General features: G+C 60.8%; 14 protein-coding genes. 4 read left to right on the top strand and 10 right to left on the bottom strand.

Going from position 1 to position 17,877, the window contains the following annotated elements; translation table 11 throughout:
* Positions 1-2: 2 nt before the first annotated feature.
* From tagH to tssA, 10 genes are read right to left on the bottom strand one after another with little or no spacing between them, the layout of a single operon-like run.
* Positions 3-1,181 carry a type VI secretion system-associated FHA domain protein TagH gene (tagH, locus tag V6F78_RS15285; RefSeq protein WP_332727933.1) on the bottom strand — a complete coding sequence of 393 codons (1,179 nt, stop codon included), beginning with the start codon at positions 1,179-1,181 and terminating at the stop codon, positions 3-5.
* 20 nt (positions 1,182-1,201) lie between these two features.
* A complete protein-coding gene (locus tag V6F78_RS15280; RefSeq protein WP_047277780.1) occupies positions 1,202-1,342 on the bottom strand; it encodes a hypothetical protein in 141 nt (46 codons plus the stop codon).
* Positions 1,343-1,394: 52 nt separating this feature from the next.
* Entirely contained in the window at positions 1,395-2,903 is a 1,509-nt protein-coding gene (locus V6F78_RS15275; RefSeq protein ID WP_095007581.1) for a sigma-54-dependent Fis family transcriptional regulator, read from the bottom strand.
* Positions 2,904-2,913: 10 nt separating this feature from the next.
* On the bottom strand, positions 2,914-5,502 hold the full coding sequence (gene tssH / locus V6F78_RS15270) for a type VI secretion system ATPase TssH (RefSeq protein WP_332727715.1): 2,589 nt from the start codon (positions 5,500-5,502) through the stop codon (positions 2,914-2,916).
* 11 nt (positions 5,503-5,513) lie between these two features.
* Positions 5,514-6,521, bottom strand: coding sequence for a type VI secretion system baseplate subunit TssG (gene tssG, locus V6F78_RS15265; protein ID WP_048377130.1), 1,008 nt, complete (start codon positions 6,519-6,521; stop codon positions 5,514-5,516).
* The gene (gene tssF, locus V6F78_RS15260; RefSeq protein ID WP_332727713.1) at positions 6,485-8,251 is read right to left on the bottom strand and encodes a type VI secretion system baseplate subunit TssF; all 1,767 of its coding nucleotides are present in this window, start codon (positions 8,249-8,251) and stop codon (positions 6,485-6,487) included. Before tssF ends, tssG begins: the two co-directional genes overlap by 37 nt.
* A 46-nt stretch (positions 8,252-8,297) precedes the next feature.
* On the bottom strand, positions 8,298-8,714 hold the full coding sequence (gene tssE, locus V6F78_RS15255) for a type VI secretion system baseplate subunit TssE (protein ID WP_047295753.1): 417 nt from the start codon (positions 8,712-8,714) through the stop codon (positions 8,298-8,300).
* Positions 8,715-8,727: 13 nt separating this feature from the next.
* Complete coding sequence (gene tssC / locus V6F78_RS15250; RefSeq protein ID WP_047279170.1) at positions 8,728-10,203, bottom strand: type VI secretion system contractile sheath large subunit; 1,476 nt, start codon at positions 10,201-10,203, stop codon at positions 8,728-8,730.
* Positions 10,204-10,232: 29 nt separating this feature from the next.
* Positions 10,233-10,739: a type VI secretion system contractile sheath small subunit gene (gene tssB / locus V6F78_RS15245; protein ID WP_047295757.1), complete on the bottom strand. Its 507-nt coding sequence runs from the start codon at positions 10,737-10,739 to the stop codon at positions 10,233-10,235.
* A 32-nt stretch (positions 10,740-10,771) separates the two neighbouring features.
* A complete protein-coding gene (tssA, locus tag V6F78_RS15240; protein WP_314398057.1) occupies positions 10,772-12,325 on the bottom strand; it encodes a type VI secretion system protein TssA in 1,554 nt (517 codons plus the stop codon).
* Positions 12,326-12,738: 413 nt separating this feature from the next.
* Here tssA and V6F78_RS15235 point away from each other — a divergent pair, with 413 nt between their 5' ends.
* The 4 genes from V6F78_RS15235 (at position 12,739) to V6F78_RS15220 (ending at position 17,848) form a co-directional block, all read left to right on the top strand.
* The gene (locus tag V6F78_RS15235) at positions 12,739-12,981 is read left to right on the top strand and encodes an exodeoxyribonuclease VII small subunit (protein WP_047295759.1); all 243 of its coding nucleotides are present in this window, start codon (positions 12,739-12,741) and stop codon (positions 12,979-12,981) included.
* On the top strand, positions 12,978-13,865 hold the full coding sequence (ispA, locus tag V6F78_RS15230) for a (2E,6E)-farnesyl diphosphate synthase (protein WP_047277803.1): 888 nt from the start codon (positions 12,978-12,980) through the stop codon (positions 13,863-13,865). Before V6F78_RS15235 ends, ispA begins: the two co-directional genes overlap by 4 nt.
* Before the next feature lie 133 nt (positions 13,866-13,998).
* Positions 13,999-15,897, top strand: coding sequence for a 1-deoxy-D-xylulose-5-phosphate synthase (gene dxs / locus V6F78_RS15225; RefSeq protein ID WP_047279176.1), 1,899 nt, complete (start codon positions 13,999-14,001; stop codon positions 15,895-15,897).
* A 97-nt stretch (positions 15,898-15,994) separates the two neighbouring features.
* Positions 15,995-17,848 (top strand): TonB-dependent receptor domain-containing protein, encoded by a 1,854-nt coding sequence (locus V6F78_RS15220; protein WP_273416197.1) that lies wholly within the window; start codon positions 15,995-15,997, stop codon positions 17,846-17,848.
* Positions 17,849-17,877: the final 29 nt, after the last annotated feature.

Genomic DNA, 17,877 nt, shown 5'->3' with positions numbered 1-17,877 from the left:
CCTCATCCTTGCGGGGTCTGGTGAAGGGTGGAAATCAAACGCACTTGCTCTTCGTAGGCCTTGGCAAAATCCCTGGCCAGCAACCGCTCGGTCCAGTCATCGTCCTGTTGCAGCGCCTGGTGGTAGCGCCCAAACGCACGCCATCGACTGCCTGCGGTGGCCAGCAGCGGCGGGCAGCCATCACGCTCGAAACGCAAGGTCAGTTGGCGTGGGGAAAAGTGCTCAAGGCAGCCACGCATCGCCGCACGGCTGGCGCTGAGCAAGGCCACTTGATGGGCCTGCACATCACGAAATGCGCCCGTAACCGATTGCTCTGGCGTCGGCTGATGAGGCGCGCGAGGCCCCAGCATCTGCCTCAAGGCATGCTGCGCATCGTGGGACGATTTGAGCGGGTTTCGCGCCGCTCCCGGCGCAACGGTGTGCGCCAGACGCAACTCATTTTTCAATTCGCCACGCGTCCACATGCACTGTTGCAACCCGGCGACGCACTGCTTGAGCAACCCGGCGACATTCAGTGCCAGCGACTCTCTGCCCGCCTGATCAAGGGCGCGCGCGTCCACGCCCAGCGCCTGGCCAAACGCCTCCCAAAACGAATCAGCCGGGGATGCTCCCGGGCCTTGCGCTGAAACCTCGTCGGGCTGCGTGGGCGCAACCAGGCGCGGGACGATCAGGTGTTCAAGGTCAACAGGGGTGAAACCAACGTGATGGTCGTGCTGCCCCCCAGGCTCTTCCCCGAACGGTGAGGCAAACGCGTTTTCCCGAAGCACTTGCAACACGTCAGGCTCGATAAACGCATCATCCGGGATCGGGCTGCCTGCGGGTTGCGGCACGCCAACCTGTTCCAGGCGCACCTCCAGCGGCGGTTCCAGACGGGCCCGAATAGACAGGCCGGCAAGGCCGAACACATCGCCGTGATTGATCAGTTGCAACTGGCCCGGAGGCAGATAGGCCTGTCCGCCACTGATCGAAATGCCGTTGGTACTTACGTCCTGAATGAAGTACGCACCGCGTTCATGGCTGATCCGCGCATGCTGGCCGGAGACCGTTCCGGTTGCGTCCGCGAGCACCCAGTCGCATTGATGACTGCGGCCAATGACGCCGCCCGCCGGGGTGAATCTGTACTGACTGGGTTGGCCCGTCGCCGTCGGCGACGTGGCCAGCAAGTCAAAAACCAGTTCCATCATGATGCTGCTCCTGAGGGTCATTTACCGCGATTGATGGCGTGCGGATCACCCAGCGGGCGATAGTCGCTGTCAGTGAAGGTGTAATTGCCCTTGCAGCCGCCCAGCGCGCACAACAAGGCCAGCGTTAGCACCACGTGCAGTCGGTGGCGAACCGTCATCAACTCATCTCCATTTAGTGGCCGGGCCTCGAACCCATGGCCCGCGCGGGGATCACGAGGCATAGGCGCGTATCTCATCGGAATTGATATTCAAACGCCCCAGCCGGTACAGCAGCGTGCGCCGTGCAAGGCCCAGTTCCTGGGCGGCCAAGGTCTGGTTGCCGGCGTTGCGGCGTAAACAGTCGAGCAGCAAACCGCGCTCCATGGCGTCCATGCGCTTGCGAAAATTCAGGCGCCCTGACTCATCGTTCAGCTCGCTGGGCAGGGCAAAATGCTCGGCCAGCAGCTCATGCCCGTCACACAGCAAGACCGCACGCTCGACCAGCCCCTTGAGCTCGCGCACATTGCCCGGGAAGGCGTAACAGGCCAGTTGCGCCATGGCGCTGTCTGCCAGCACCACCGGGCGTCGCTGTAGAAATGCGCAGGTTTGGGCCGCGAAGTGAGTGGCCAGATCGAAGATATCCTTGCCGCGCTCGCGCAGAGCGGGCATGACCACCGGAAACTGGGCGAGGCGGTAATAGAGGTCTTCACGAAAACGCCCCTGCCTGACCCGTTGCTTCAAGTCACAGTGGGTGGCCGCAATAATGCGAACGTCGATGGTGTGGCTTTCATTGCAGCCCAACGGCCGGATTTCACCTTCTTGCAGCACGCGCAATAACTTGGCTTGCAGCGCCAGGGGCATATCACCGATTTCGTCCAGCAACAGGGTGCCGCCGTGGGCGGCATCGAACAGCCCTTTGCGGTCACGGTCCGCCCCGGTAAAGGCCCCTTTGCGATACCCGAACAATTCGCTTTCGAGCAGGTCCTCAGGGAACGCGGCGCAGTTCTGCACGATGAAGGGCTGCGCACGCCGGGGGCCACTGTCGTGAATGGCCCGTGCGACGACTTCCTTGCCCGTGCCGGTCTCTCCCAGCAGGAGCACGGTATAAGGGCTGTGCACCACGCGATTGATCAATTGGTAGGTTTTGCGCATCACAGGGCTGGAGCCGATCAGGGTCCCGGCACTCACACAGCGGCCCAACGGTTTGCCCTGTTGCGGGCGGCGCTCCAACAGGCTCATCTGCATCAAGGCGGCGCTGCCCAAGGCGCCTAATGACGGGGCATACCCTTGCAGCGGCGTGTGCGTGCAACTGGCCAGCATCAATACACCGGCCACGGTCTGACGTGAATCGCGCATCGGCACGGCCAACAGCGAACGCCAAGGCTCGCCAGCACGGGGCAGGAAATCGATATTGTGCAGGCGGCTGTCGAGGTTGCTCAGGTCCACGACCCGGTTTTGGCTAATCGCGTATTGCAGCAAAGGCTCTTGGCCATGGTCGGCAGAGCGTCCGGAGCCCAACGCCGGGTGCAGCGTTCCTTCCAGCCACTGAGCCTTGAGTTCCAGCCGTTCGCGAGAGGCATCGAGCAGGTAAAGCTGACTCAACTGGCACCCGGTGAGTTGTGCCATGGCCTGGGCACTCTGGCTCAGCAGCGTGCTGCTGTCGGTGCTCTGTGACAGGCGGGAGAAGTGGGCCAGCAGGGCTTCGGCATACTCCAGCGGCTGCGGGATTTGAGTAAACATCACGCGCCCCTCACTCACAGTCGCATAACACGCGGGACTGGGCGTCCAGCGTGATATGTACAGAGGTAAGGGTTTGCCCGCAGGCGAGAGCGTCCAGTATCCGGTCGGCGACCAGCGGCAGGACATGAGCGTCCAGCAGGTCATCGATCAATCGGGCGCCGCTGTCACTTCGCGTGCAGCGTTCGACCAAATGGTCCACCAGACGCTGGCAATGGCTGAACCGCAGATGACGCCGCGACAGACGTTCGCCCAGCCGCACCAGCTTGAGCTCAACCAGTTCGCGCAACACTGCGCCGTTCACCGGGTAATACGGCACCACCCGCATTCGCGCCAGCAGGGCCGGTTTGAAGTGCTGGCTGAGCAGCGGGCGGATGTGCGCTTCAAGCTCCTCGGCGTCAGGGTGCGCACCGTTTGCGCACAGCGCTTGAATACGCTCACTGCCCAGGTTGGAGGTCATCAGAATCAACGTATTGCGAAAGTTGATCTCACGTCCTTCGCCGTCGTTGACCACCCCTTTGTCGAAGATTTGATAGAACAGATTCAGGACGTCGGGGTCCGCCTTTTCAACCTCGTCCAGCAACACAACGGAATACGGTTTTTGCCGCACGGCTTCAGTGAGCATGCCGCCCTCGCCGTAGCCGACGTAACCGGGCGGCGCGCCAATCAAGCGCGAAACGGTGTGCTTCTCCTGGAACTCCGACATGTTGATGGTGGTGACAAAGCGCTCGGCGCCATACAGCAGATCGGCAAGCGCCAGCGCGGTTTCGGTCTTGCCCACACCGCTGGGGCCCACCAGCAGGAAAACCCCGACAGGCGCATCGGGTTTGTTGACCCCCGCCGCTACAGCCCGCATGGCGCGGTCCAACTGACCAATCGCCTGTTCCTGACCGAGAATGCGGGCGCGTAAATCTTGTGCGAAATGTGCGACCTTGACGCTGTGCTCTCGGGCCAATTGCGTCAGCGGCACGCCCGTCCACGCACTGACCACTTCGGCCACCAGGCGTGGGCAAACCTCAAAACTGACCAGCCGCTCACGCAGATGGGCCTGACTCAAGGCGTGCTGAGTCGCCTGAAGTTCCGCTTCCAGCACCGCCACCTGTTCGAGCGCCTGCGGCTCATCTTCCTCACGGGCCTTGGCCAGACGCTGACGCAGTTCCAGCAAGCGCTCGGCCAACGCGCGCTGCGCACGCCAGGCGTCATTGAGCGCGACCTGTTCAGCGTCGACCTGTATCAGCCGTTGCTCCAGCGCCTCCAGTGCAGCGCTATCCACCACCAGTCCCGCTTCGGCATCCCGTCGCAAGGCATGAACCTGACGCTCACCCTCTGCGAACTCGGCCCGCAGGCGTTCCAGTTGTTCCGGCGCCGCCGCCAGACTGATGCGCACGCGGGCACAGGCGGTGTCGAGCACATCCACTGCTTTGTCAGGCAGTTGGCGTCCGGCCAGATAACGCGCCGACAAGTGGGCAGCCGCCACCACCGCATCATCGCGCAGGTAAATCCCGTGGCTTTTTTCATACACGTGCGCCAGGCCGCGCAGAATGGTCACGGCCTCGCTGACACTCGGTTCGTGCAGCTGCACCGGCTGAAAGCGCCGGGCCAGCGCGGGGTCTTTTTCGAAGTATTTTTTGTATTCGCTCCACGTGGTGGCCGCGATGGTGCACAGTTCGCCACGGGCCAATGCAGGCTTGAGCAAGTTGGCGGCGTCCGAGCCTCCGGCATTGCCCCCCGCGCCAATCAGGGTATGGGCTTCGTCGATAAACACAATGATCGGCACAGGGGAGGCTTTGACCTCGTCGATGACGCCCTTGAGACGGCGTTCGAATTCTCCTTTCACGCTGGCGCCAGCTTGCAGCAAGCCCATGTCCAGCGACAGCAATTGAACGCCCTGCAACACCGGCGGCACTTCGTTGGCCGCGATGCGCAACGCCAGCCCTTCCACGATCGCGGTTTTGCCCACGCCCGCTTCCCCCACCACAATCGGGTTGTTCTTACGGCGCCGCGCCAGGATGTCGATCATTTGCCGGATGGCGTCGTCACGGCACAACACCGGATCGAGCTGCCCGGCCCGGGCCTGCGCCGTAAGGTCATGGGTAAAGCGTTGCAACAGGGATTCACCGCCTACCACCGCAGACGCCGGGCTGCCTGACACCTGTTGTGACAAAGCGAAGGACTTCAATCGTTCGGTACTGAGCGCGGACAGCAGCGCGTAATACCGGCTGCCCGCATAACGCAAAGGGTTACCCAGCAGCGCCAGCAGCAAGGCCGCCTGATCGACGTGCGCTTGTTTGAGTTCAAGGTGGGCGACCAGCAAGGCATCTTGCAGCCACTGAATCAGTTCGGGAGCAAACACCGGATTGCGCGATGCGCCCTGTTCAGTGCGAGGCTGTAAGGCTGCATTTAACTGCCCGGCGTCGATATCGGCATCGAGCAAGGCACGCATCAGTAAACTGTCGGGCCGCTCCAGCAGGCCCAGCAGCAGATCCTCCACCACCACCAGGTGTGCACCCCGCCCCACGCAGCGCTCGGCGCACGCTTCCAGGTCACGGCGGGTTGCCGGGTCCAGCGCTTGAATCAGGTCTTGCAGGTCAACGTTGATCATGTCATCCGTCCTTAATGAAGTGTGCTGTTCAGGGTCACGACGCCGTCCGCCCGCTCGCGCCCCAGCCAGCTGGTCCAGCCGAGACGGCAGGTGTTGTGCGCGCCAATACGCAGTTCGCGCACTTCTTCGTGGCGCAGTTGCAGCCGGATGTCGTAGTCCAGCGGGTCACGCAAGGTGAATCGCACCAGCGCGCACAGCGGCTGATAGCCCTCGCCAATCGGCAGAAATTCGTGAAAGCGTTGCCAGTCCAGGTCGCGGATGTGAATGCGGAATTTGCCGCTGCGGTCGCGAACCCTTTCCCCCAGCACCAGGCTGTCACCGAGCTGGTGATTGCCCAGGCCCAAGGCATTGCGTTGCTCAGGCGCGATAACGACCCGGCGCTCGATGCATTGCTCAATCGTCAGCGCCGCGTGCTTGAAGTAGTAACGCAGCACTGACTCAATCAGGGCCGCCGAATGTGCCCGCAAACTCAGGAGCCCGAGGTAGGGCAGCAAGCGCCGCCAATTCAGCCCTTGCGCCTGACGAATCTGTTCGCCACCCAACCCGATCAGGGCGAATAACTGGCTGGAAAACGGGTCTGTCGCGCCTCGTTGAAAGCGGGCGCCGTAGCGGTATTTGCGCCAGATCGGCAGCATCAAACGCTGTAAGCGATCGTGAAAGAGATCCAGAAACCCGCGCGTGACATTGGCCTCGTCGCCCTCCTCCAGCGCTTGCTCGGCGTAAAACGCGGGCAGCGGAGAAGACGAGCCCACCAACCCCATGAGGTTGAAACACAAACGCGCGCGAAGCTGGCCGTGTTCGGTAAAAAACGTCACGTGCTCAACATCACAGCCCGGAAACCCCAGACTGGGGTTGGCAACGAATTCAAGACGCTCGTACAGCGCGTCATCGCTGATGTCCGGATTGCCGTCACGCAATCGGTCCATGACCAGCAACACCGCCTGATACAGCGAGTACTCTCGTATGCGTGTGGACAGCCCGCTCAAAGCAGGGGCTGCAAGCCCATGCGCGGTGTCCATTGGTAGCGATCTCCCTGGGTACTGGTGACGCGCAGCTCGTGGTAAGAGTTGAGGCTGGCGTAAAGGGCAAAAAACTCGTTGAGCACAGAGGCGAAAACAAACACGTCGCCCTCACCGATATAGCCTTGGGGGTCTATCGTCAGTTCGGTACGCACGCCTCGTAGCGGCAAACCACGGTGCAGTCGGTCCACGTGTTCGTGGCGGATGGACGTGAGGCCGTTCAGCAGGTTCTTGCTGACACGCTCGGCCTGCTCGTCGTAGTAGCGCGGCAGGTCGTAGGTTTCGAGGATCACCTTCAAGGCGTCCACATTGGCCAGCGACAAATAGTTGAGCGACATGTTGCTGATCAACTTCCAGAGAAAGTCGCGGTTGACCGGCGGCGCATAACTGGAGGTCACGCGGGTGATGTTGCGAAACGTCAGCCCCTCGGGCATGTCTTCGCCTGGCAGGCAAATCGCGCCGGGCGCCAGCCCGCGCGCAAGGTTCTGGTTGGTGCAGGTCATCTCCACCGACAGCGTTTCGCTGTGCTCGGGCCGACGCACACCCACGCTCAGAAAGGTGTCGAGCCCCTCATGCACCTGCGAGGAACGCTGGCGCATGCTGTAATGGGCATGGGCTTGCGACACATCGAAACTGGGATCGTGTTCAAACGATTCGAACGGCACATAGCTCTGTTCACCCGCACCGCCAGACCGCCACCCGCTGACATGGTCGACAGAAAACACGGCGCAGTGCGCGCTATCGAGCCTGGATGGCATCAACAGATACTCGTCCTGCTTACCGTCCAGCCGAATCGGCATTGCATCGTGGGCAAACAAATTGACCACAGGCGTGCAATACAACTTCACGTTGTCACGGGTCGGCCGCAGGCGTTGAGCGCTGTGCTGGCGAATCAGAAAACGCAGTTCGAGGCTGCGGGTTTGTTTCAGGGTCTCGGGCGCCAGGCTGTGGATAACGTCCAGCCCGCTCAGGTCGACGAACAAAAACTTGTCTTGAAACGCAAAGTATTCCTGCAAGTAGCGATACCCGCGGAATGTGTTCAGCGGATAGGGAATCAGTGCTTGATCCTCCGCAAAACCCACGGGCTGCAAGCAGTCGGGGGGCAATGTGAATACGCCCAATTGCTCCCCGAGTTCATCCTTGGCCAGCACGGTGACGTGATCCACGTGACGCAGCAGACCGAGGTAAAGCGTTTGGCTGATATAGCGCTCGCCCGCCAGGTGCAGGCGCAATTGGCTCACGTCCAGTTCACCCAGATGCCCTGGGCACGTCATGTCCAGTTGCAGGCTCAACAACACACCGTCGCCCGTCACTGAATGCGTCAGCCCGGTCAGTTGCAAAGGCAACAGGTCGGTGGCGTAGCAGGTGCGAAACTGACAGCTCACGCCTTTGATCGGCAGGCTGGCCACCCCCGTATCGCGAGGCACCCGCAGGGCAGGCCCGGCCTGCTTCAACGGGTCAAATTGCAACAGACTAAAAGCCGGCAGCGGCCGCATGTAGTTGGGCCACAGCAAATGCATCAGCGAGTGACTGAGCTCGGGCAGTTCGTCATCGAGCTTCTGGCGCAGGCGCCCGGTCAGAAACGCGAACCCTTCGAGCAACCGCTCCACATCCGGATCACGCCCCGCCTGCCCCAAAAAGGGGGCCAGTGCCGGATTACGCTCAGCGAAGCGACTGCCCAACTGGCGTAATGCCGTGAGCTCACGTTGGTAATACTGGTTAAAAGACACGCGGGTTACCTGGTCATTGGCGACATCAAAAAGTGAAAACGCTGATTCAAAGCAGTGACTCGACCCGAACCTGCCCGCTGCCATCGAGCTGAGCCGAGAAGCTGACCTGGCGACGTAATCCCTCAACCTCCAGCAACGCCTCAATGGCGAAACTCAAGCGCAGGGGGTGCCGGTCGTGTGGCAACGAGACGACCCGCACCTGAGTCAGGCGCGGCTCGTACTGTTCGATGAAGGTTTCAATGGACTGACGAGCCTGCGACAACGCCGTGTGCAGGCTGACGCGCATGTCGTTGAGATCGGGCAGGCCGTAGTCGGGCAACGTTTGCACGCTGCCCGCCCGGGTACTGAGCATCCGGGTCAACTGCGCAGTCACCGAGGCCATGACAGCCCTCTCGCGGCTCAGCCCCACACGCCGCTGTGCATCGCCTTTCAAGCGCTCGAAAAGGCTGCCGTATCCCGTCATGCCCGCCCCTGCGTCACTCTTTGTCCAGCTTGCCGACCAGCGACAGGGTGAAATCAGCGCCCATGTACTTGAAATGCGGGCGCACGTTCAGGTTGACGCGGTACCAGCCCGGCTCGCCGTCAACATCACTGACGATGATTTGCGCCGCCCGCAGCGGCCGACGACCACGCACTTCAGCACCGGGGTTTTCCTGGTCGGCGACGTACTGACGGATCCATTTGTTGAGTTCGATCTCAAGGTCGGTGCGCTCTTTCCAGGAACCCAGTTGCTCGCGTTGCAACACCTTCAGGTAATGCGCCAGCCGGTTAACGATCATCATGTACGGCAGTTGGGTGCCCAGTTTGTAGTTCAGCTCCGCACGCTTGCCTTCTTCGCTGGCGCCAAACAACTTGGCTTTCTGCGCTGAGCTGGCAGAGAAGAAAGCCGCGTTGTCACTGCCCTTGCGCATGGTCAGGGAGATGAAGCCTTCTTCCGCCAACTCGTATTCACGGCGGTCGGAGACCAGCACTTCGGTCGGGATCTTGGTTTCAATCTCGCCCATACTTTCAAAGTGATGCAGTGGCAAATCTTCGACAGCCCCACCGCTCTGCGGGCCGATGATGTTCGGGCACCAACGGAACTTGGCAAAACTGTCTGCCAACCGGGAGGCAAAGGCATACGCGGTGTTGCCCCACAAGTAATGCTCGTGGCTGTTGGCGACGGTCTCTTTATAGACAAACGTTTTGACCGGGTTTTCCAGCGGGTCATACGGGGTGCGCAGCAAAAAGCGCGGCACGGTCAACGCCATGTATCGCGCGTCTTCAGATTCCCGAAAACTCTGCCATTTGGCGAATTGCGGCCCGCCGAAATGGTCTTTCAGGTCTTTGAGGTTGGGCATCCCGGTAAAGCTTTCCAGCCCGAAAAACTGCGGCCCTGCCGAGGCAATAAACGGCGCGTGGGCCATACAGGCCACGCTGGACACGTATTGCATCAGCTTGATGTCTGGCGAGCTTGGAGACAGGTAGTAGTTGGCAATGATTGCCCCGACCGGCTCCCCGCCGAACTGACCGTATTCAGCGGTGTAAATGTGCTTGTACAAACCCGACTGCATGACTTCGGGCGAATCTTCGAAGTCGTCCAGCAGGTCGGCTCTGGACACGTTGAGGATTTCGATCTTGATGTTTTCGCGGAAGTTGGTGCGCTCCACCAATACCTGCAAGCCGCGCCACGCAGACTCCAGCGACTGGAAGTCCGGGTGGTGGACAATTTCATCCATCTGCTGGCTGAGCCGGGCGTCAATCTCGGCAATCATGCGGTCAACCAGGGCTTTCTTGACCGGCTCGCCCTGGTTCTGTGGCTTGAGCAGCTCTTCAATAAATGCCGCCACCCCGCGCCTGGCAACGCTGTAGCCGTCGTCTTGGGGGGTCAGTCGGGTCTGGGCGATGATGCCATCAAGGATGCTGGCATTCGGTTGCTGTTCGTGTTGCTGCGATGCGGCTTGCGTACTCATGGCGGGGTCTTCCTTTGCTGATGGGGGGCTCAAATGTCCGAGGCGGGGGAACCGGACAGGTCCAGCTCGCTCAACACCCGCGCACGGGATTGGTCATCGGCCAGTACCCCTTCAATTGCCTTGCGGAAACTGGGCGCATTGCCCAGCGGGCCTTTGAGCGCAACCAGGGCTTCGCGCAACTCCATCAGTTTTTTCAGCTCGGGCACTTGCTCAACGAGGCTTGCAGGGTTGAAGTCCTTCATCGCATTGACCCGCAGCGCAATCCCCAGCTCATCAGGGCCACCCTCGTCCTGCAGACGATTGGGCACACTCAGATTCAAGGTCAGGCCTTGTTTGGCCAGCACTTCATCGAACGTCATTTTGTCGATGGCGATGGGTTTTCGGTCTTCCAGCTTGCGCGCGTCGAACCGCTGAACGTAGTCGCCCAGCACCAGTAATTTCAGGGGCAGTTCAATTTCTTCCTGAGCCCCGCCCGTCGCGGGTTTGAACGTGATGTTGATACGTTCTTTAGGTGCAACCGAGCCTTCTTTGGCCATGATGTTTTCCCTTATGCGTATGGCCCAAAGGCCTATTCAAGTACCACTTCAAGGTCGAGGTGGCACAACCTGCGGTACAACTCATCCTTGCGTTCGCGCACGTCATGACTCTGCGGCAACAGCTCGCAACAACGGCGCCAAAGGCTGAGCACCTCCAACACAAGATCGGGCTCCCAGGCCTGCAAACCGGAGCGCTGAAGCAGTTGGTCGAGCATGTCGAGCTGGGTCTGAGCGATTTCGTATTTGCGGTTTGCTAAGCACAGCCGTGCCAGCGCCAACTGCCAGAAAAAACGCACGCGCCCGCCCTGGGCTTGGGCCAGGCCACTTTTGAGTGATTGAACGGCGGGTTTGAAACCCTGGGAAAGCGCCACCTCTTGCGCGTGCTCAAGGGCCAGCTCCCACGCGGGTTGTTCAGCGCCGGGGGCCTCGCTTTGCGGGACGTCGTCTTGCACATGCGGCATGACGTGCGTGACGAACCAGGCCCGTGTCTGCTCATCGGCAAACGGTTGGCCATCGCTGAAGCGCAGGGTTTCCAGCCCGGGCAAGCGCTGCAGCAACAGCGCCATGTGCAGCTCGACTTCACGCATCGCACGTTCGGCGTTCAATGCTTCAAGGCACCTCCAGACCAGACGTTGGCCGTCAAACCAGAACGGTGCCTTGCTCAGGCTGGACTCCAGCTCCACCAACACGTCAGCGAATTGCCCGCGCTCAAAGCGCTCGTTGAAGGTGTTCAGTCGATCTTTTGCCAACCCTCGCACCGGCGTGATCTGTTCCCCGTTGCGTTCGGGCACGGCGTCAATGGCCATCCAGGTCAGGGTTCGATTCAGGCGCAATGCGCGCACGTCCGTCGCGTTTTGCTTGAGCCACCAGGCACACAGCACTCGGGCGCTGTCCTGTTGGGCACGCAGTGCTTTGTGGGCGTCTTTTTCATTTTCGATCGGGGTTTGGCTGTCAACCAATTGGGCTGCCATCTGCTTGACGTGGGCCACCGCCGCCGCAATGGGCCCTGGATCAGGCGGCTGGATCCCCGCCCGCTCGACCATGCGGCTTAAACGTCTGCAGAGCGGGAGCAACAATGGCACCTCGTCGCCCATGTGCGACGCCAGACTGCATTCGAGCGCCATCAGCAAGTCGAGCAAACGCTGAAACAACGGCAATTGCTCTTTGACCGGGATGTTTTCGTTCAAGGCATCATTGAGGCGCGACACCAGCCAACTGACGGCCGCTGCCCGGGTCCGTAATTTGCGCGGGTGGATCTGTGCCCAATGCTGCACACACAAGTGATGCAGCAACCCGACACCGGCCAACAGCCCGGAAAAGGATTCACGCTGATATAAAGCCCAGGTCAGCCACGCCGCCACCCGCAGGTCCCTGGACTGATCGCGCAACAAGACTTCGCTCTGTTGTTGCACCATCGACCAGTCAACCGGCGTGTGTTCGTGCAAGGAGTGGACCTTGGCCAGCTCCCGTTCCAACGCCTCGAACTCAGGGGAAAAACGAACGTCGTTGCCCGCAAAGTTGTCAGTCGCCACGGGGTCCTTGACCAGTCCGACAGTGCGCGCCAGAGACTTGCTGGTATACGTCACGCCCCAACCCTCCTCACGCAGGGTGAAAAACGTAGCGCTGCCCGAGCTTTCATGAAGATTGCCATTGGCCACTATCCGAGTCCGTTCAAGGGACGCGACGATAGGTGAATGACTGACGAAAAAAAGTAGGAAATTTCGGCATTTCTATAGGAAACGTCTTAGCGATTTAAAAAAACTCACAAATCCTCGATTGGTTAAAAAGCCGCCAACGCCAAGTGTCTTTTTCCTACACAAAATCTGGACGTTTTCACCGTCAGCCTAAGCTCCGAAAGTCAGCTCCTGTAGTTCCACACAAACGTTGTGAAACCTGCGAACAGGCCCGACGCTACGGCAGGCCACCTACCGTCGGATTTGCCCCAAAACCCGCCGTCTGCTAGTGTCAGCCGGTTTTAACGCCTACCGAGAATGCCGCCATGGCCCGCAAAAAAGCTTCCCTGGATTTCGAGCAGTCCCTCGCTGACCTGCAAACACTGGTCGAGCGTCTGGAAAACGGCGAGTTGTCGCTGGAAGACTCCCTGACAGCATTCGAGCAAGGCATCCGCCTGACCCGCGAATGCCAGGGCGCACTGGCCCAGGCCGAACAGAAAGTGCACATCCTGCTCGAACGTGATGGTGAATTGGCCCAAGAGCCATTTGATGCGGAACAACCCGAATGATTGATGCTTATCAAGCCAGCAGCCAGGCCCGTGTCAACGCGGCCCTCGAACGCTTGTTTGTCGCTCCGGCACCGGAGCTGGCCCGCCTGTACGAGGCGATGCGCTACAGCGTCATGAATGGCGGCAAACGGGTGCGGCCGCTGTTGGCCTACGCCGCTTGCCAAGCCTTGGGCGCTGCCCCTGAGCAGGCCAACGGTGCAGCGTGCGCAGTGGAGCTGATCCACGCCTATTCGCTGGTACACGATGATTTGCCGGCCATGGACGACGACGATTTGCGCCGCGGCCAGCCCACCACCCACAAAGCCTTTGACGAAGCCTGCGCGATTCTGGCCGGTGACGGCTTGCAGAGCCTTGCATTTACCGCCCTGCTCGACCCGCACATGAACACGCTGGACGCTGACACCCGACTGCGCATGGTCTCTGACCTGGCGATGGCCGCAGGCCCGGCGGGCATGGTCGGCGGGCAAGCCATTGACCTGGGTTCGGTCGGGGTCAAGCTCGACCGGACTGCCCTTGAATACATGCACCGCCACAAGACCGGTGCCCTGATCGAAGCCAGCGTCCAGCTGGGCGCGCTGGCCAGTGGTCACGCCCGCCCTGAAGACCTGCACGCTTTGAACATCTACGCGCGGGCCATTGGTCTGGCGTTCCAGGTTCAGGACGACATCCTGGATGTTGAGGGAGATACGGCTACGCTTGGCAAACAGTCAGGCGCCGATGCGGCCCGCGACAAGCCGACCTATCCGTCCTTGATGGGGCTGGCAGCGGCCAAAACCTATGCGCTCGAATTACGCGATCAGGCCATTAACGCCCTGCGACCATTTGATGCAGCTGCCGAGCCTTTGCGTGAGCTTGCACGTTACATCGTGGAACGCCGCCACTAAAAAGCGGCGCAACACCTCTTTTTCTGACCGGCTCTACGGCCAAGGTCTGACTAACGAGCTCCAGACTCCGTGGGCAGCTTCCGTTGCATAAGGTAAACTGCCGCCTCTTCTTATACCTATAACGATTCGCCTGATGCCAACGACGTTTCATGAGATTCCCCGCATACGCCCGACCACGCCCCTGCTCGACCGAGCCGGCACGCCTGCGGGCCTGCGCCGGTTAGCCGAAGCCGAGCTGGAACCTTTGGCCGATGAATTGCGCCAGGAACTGCTCTACACCGTCGGTCAGACGGGTGGGCATTTCGGTGCCGGCCTGGGCGTCATTGAACTGACCATCGCGTTGCACTACGTGTTCGACACCCCGGACGACCGTCTGGTGTGGGACGTGGGTCATCAGGCGTATCCGCATAAAATCCTGACCGGACGCCGTGAACAAATGGCGACCTTGCGTCAGAAGGACGGCGTGGCCGCGTTCCCGCGTCGCTCCGAGAGCGAGTACGACACCTTTGGCGTCGGCCACTCCAGCACCTCAATCAGTGCGGCTTTAGGCATGGCCATAGCCGCCCGCCTGCAAAACAGTGATCGCAAGGCAATTGCCGTGATCGGTGATGGCGCCCTTACCGCCGGCATGGCGTTTGAAGCCTTGAACCATGCGCCCGAGGTCGACGCCAACATGTTGGTGATCCTCAACGACAACGACATGTCGATTTCGCGCAATGTCGGCGGGTTGTCCAACTACCTGGCCAAAATCCTGTCCAGCCGGACGTACGCCAGCATGCGCGAAGGCAGCAAGAAAGTGCTGTCGCGCTTGCCGGGCGCGTGGGAAATCGCGCGCCGTACCGAGGAATATGCCAAAGGCATGCTGGTGCCCGGTACGTTGTTCGAAGAGCTCGGCTGGAACTACATCGGCCCGATTGACGGCCATGATCTGCCGACGCTGATCGCCACGCTGCGCAACATGCGTGACCTCAAAGGCCCGCAGTTCCTGCACGTTGTCACCAAAAAAGGCAAAGGCTTCGCCCCGGCGGAAGCAGACCCGATTGGCTACCACGCCATCACTAAGCTCGAACCGCTAGACGCACCGGTTGCAGCGCCCAAAGTGGCCAGCGGGCCAAAATACTCCGCGGTCTTTGGCGACTGGTTGTGCGACATGGCCGCTGCGGACCAGCGCCTGGTGGGGATTACCCCGGCGATGAAAGAAGGCTCGGACCTGATCAAGTTCAGCGAGCGCTTCCCGCTGCGTTATTTCGACGTGGCCATCGCTGAACAGCATGCGGTAACGCTCGCGGCCGGCATGGCCTGCGAAGGCGCCAAGCCGGTCGTGGCGATTTACTCGACATTCCTGCAACGCGGCTACGACCAACTGGTGCATGACGTCGCGGTGCAAAATCTGGATGTGCTGTTTGCCATTGACCGTGCCGGTCTGGTGGGTGAAGACGGCCCGACCCACGCGGGCAGTTTCGACCTGTCGTACCTGCGTTGCATCCCGGGCATGGTCATCATGACCCCGAGCGATGAAAACGAATTGCGCAAAATGCTCACCACCGGCCACCTGTACAACGGCCCGGCGGCGGTGCGCTACCCGCGGGGCACGGGGCCGAATGCACCCATCGAAAAAACCCTGGAGCCGCTGGAAATCGGCAAAGGCGTGATTCGTCGCCACGGCTCAAAAGTCGCGATGCTGGTGTTTGGCGTGCAACTGGCGCAAGCCCTGCAAGTGGCCGAAACCCTCGACGCGACCGTGGTCGACATGCGCTTCGTCAAGCCGATGGATGAAGCTCTGGTGCGCGAGATGGCCAACAGCCACGAGCTGCTGGTGACGATCGAAGAAAACGCCATCATGGGGGGTGCGGGGGCGGGTGTCAGCGAGTTCATGGCCCGCGAAAACCTGCTCAAGCCAATCCTGCACCTGGGCTTGCCCGACGTGTACGTGGAACACGCCAAGCCAAGCCAGATGCTGGCCGAGTGCGGCCTGAACGCGGCCGGGATCGAAGCATCGGTGCGTCAACGCATGGAACTGCTGGGGCTGTAAACCCGCTCAGTTGTTAGCAAAACGAGGTGATCGGGTTCCCCCCGATCACCCCCTCGTCCCTCGTGAACCACGACGGGGACCACAGAATTCGGAACTCATGAAATCGCTTCGCCTAGCGGCCCTGATTCTCGGCAGCATCCCGGCCAGCCCCTTGCTGGCAGACACCGCGGATCGCGAAAACGCCCTCAAACTCCCGCAAACACTGATCACCGGTAACCGCCAGGTGCAAGCGCGTTCGGACAGCACCAGCGCCAACAGCGTGTTTACCCGTGAGGATATCGACCGCCTGCAACCCACAAGCCTGACCGACCTGCTGGGCCGAGTTCCGGGTGTGCAAGTGGCGCGCAGTGGCGGACGCGGAGCACTGCCGGGCATCTACATTCGCGGCACCAAATCGGCGCAGAGCCTGGTGCTGGTTGACGGCCAGCGCATGGCCAATGCCACCTCGGCCGACAGCAACCTGCACTACCTGAACATCGACCAGATCGAGCGCGTCGAAGTGCTGCGCGGCTCGCGCTCAGTGGTGTATGGCAGCGATGCGATTGGCGGGGTGATTCAGATCTTTACCCGACGCGGCGCCGAACAGCCCCCGCAACTGCGCTTGCACAGCGCCATGGGCAGTTATGGCAGCTCACAAAACAGTGTGGGCATTTCAGGCGGTGACGCTCAGACTCGCTTCAACCTCAGCGGTGCGCTGGAAAACACGGCCGGCATCGACCGCACGACCGTGTCCTATCCGGTCGACAACGACCACGATGCCTATCGCAACCAATCGGTCAGTCTGAACCTGAGTCATCACCTGAGCGACCGCCTTGAGATCGGCCTCAGTGCCGTCAAGAGTGAAGGTAAAACTGAACTTGATGCGATGTTCGGGCAAAAGGCCTATAGCGATTTCGACATCAGCAGCGTAGGCAGTTTCGTTGACGCACAGTTCTCCGAACGCTGGAATTCGCGCCTCGAACTCGGCCACAGCGAGAACCGTGAAACAACCCGCGACAAACTAAGCCCCGACCTCTATAGCTTCAACACCTATCGCGATTCCCTGAACTGGCAAAACAGCCTCGTGCTGGACGATCAAAACAGCCTGATGCTGGGCCTCGATGCGTATGAGGATCGGGTTCGCAGCAACACCGACTTCGACAAAGACAGCCGCTGGAACCGCGCGGTATTTATTCAGCACCGTTTTCAGGGCGACGGTTTTTCAACAGAGCTGGGGCTGCGACATGACAAAAACCAGCAATTTGGCAGCAACAACACCTGGAGCGCCAGCCTGACGGTGCCGCTCAATGCCGATAACGATGTGCTGATGTCCTACAGCGAAGGCTTCAGGGCGCCTACGTTTAACGATCTGTATTACCCGCAGTTTGGCAACCCGGCGCTTCAGCCCGAACACTCCAAGAGCTACGAGCTACAGTGGCGCAGCCAATGGAGTGAGACCAGCCGACTGGAAACATCCCTCTATCGCACGGACATTCGCGACGCGATCGTCGCTGATGCCGACTGGATTCAGCAGAACGTAGGGGCTGCACGCATCACCGGTTTTGAAAGCGCGCTGCACCAGGAGTGGTTCGGCTGGCAGAGCAGCCTCGGTGTCGCCATCATCGACCCGCGCGACCGCGACACCGGTAAAACCCTGAGCCGCCGGGCGCGTCGTACATTGAACCTTGATCTGGATCGACAGTTTGACCGCATCGGCGTAGGTGCCAGCTGGCAAGCGGTCAGCAGCAGCTATAACGATGAGCAAAACCAGCAGCCGCTTGGCGGGTACGCCCTGCTAGGCGTGCGTGCCAATTGGCTCGCCACCTCAGAGGTCAGGCTGGACCTGAAAGTCGATAACCTGCTGGACAAGACCTTCACGCGCGCGTTGTACAGCTATGAAGGTGACTATTACGGCTATCGCGAAGAGCGGCGCAGCGTGCAGCTGGCCGTCACCTGGACACCCCGCCTGTAAATGCCGTGTCGGTTCACGCTCGCACGCGC

It is taken from the genome of Pseudomonas sp. ESBL9 (assembly GCF_036668715.1).
GTDB classification, from domain to species: domain Bacteria; phylum Pseudomonadota; class Gammaproteobacteria; order Pseudomonadales; family Pseudomonadaceae; genus Aquipseudomonas; species Aquipseudomonas lundensis.
Note: the sequence above shows the minus strand (reverse complement) of the source record. Positions and strands in the feature narration are given on the sequence as shown.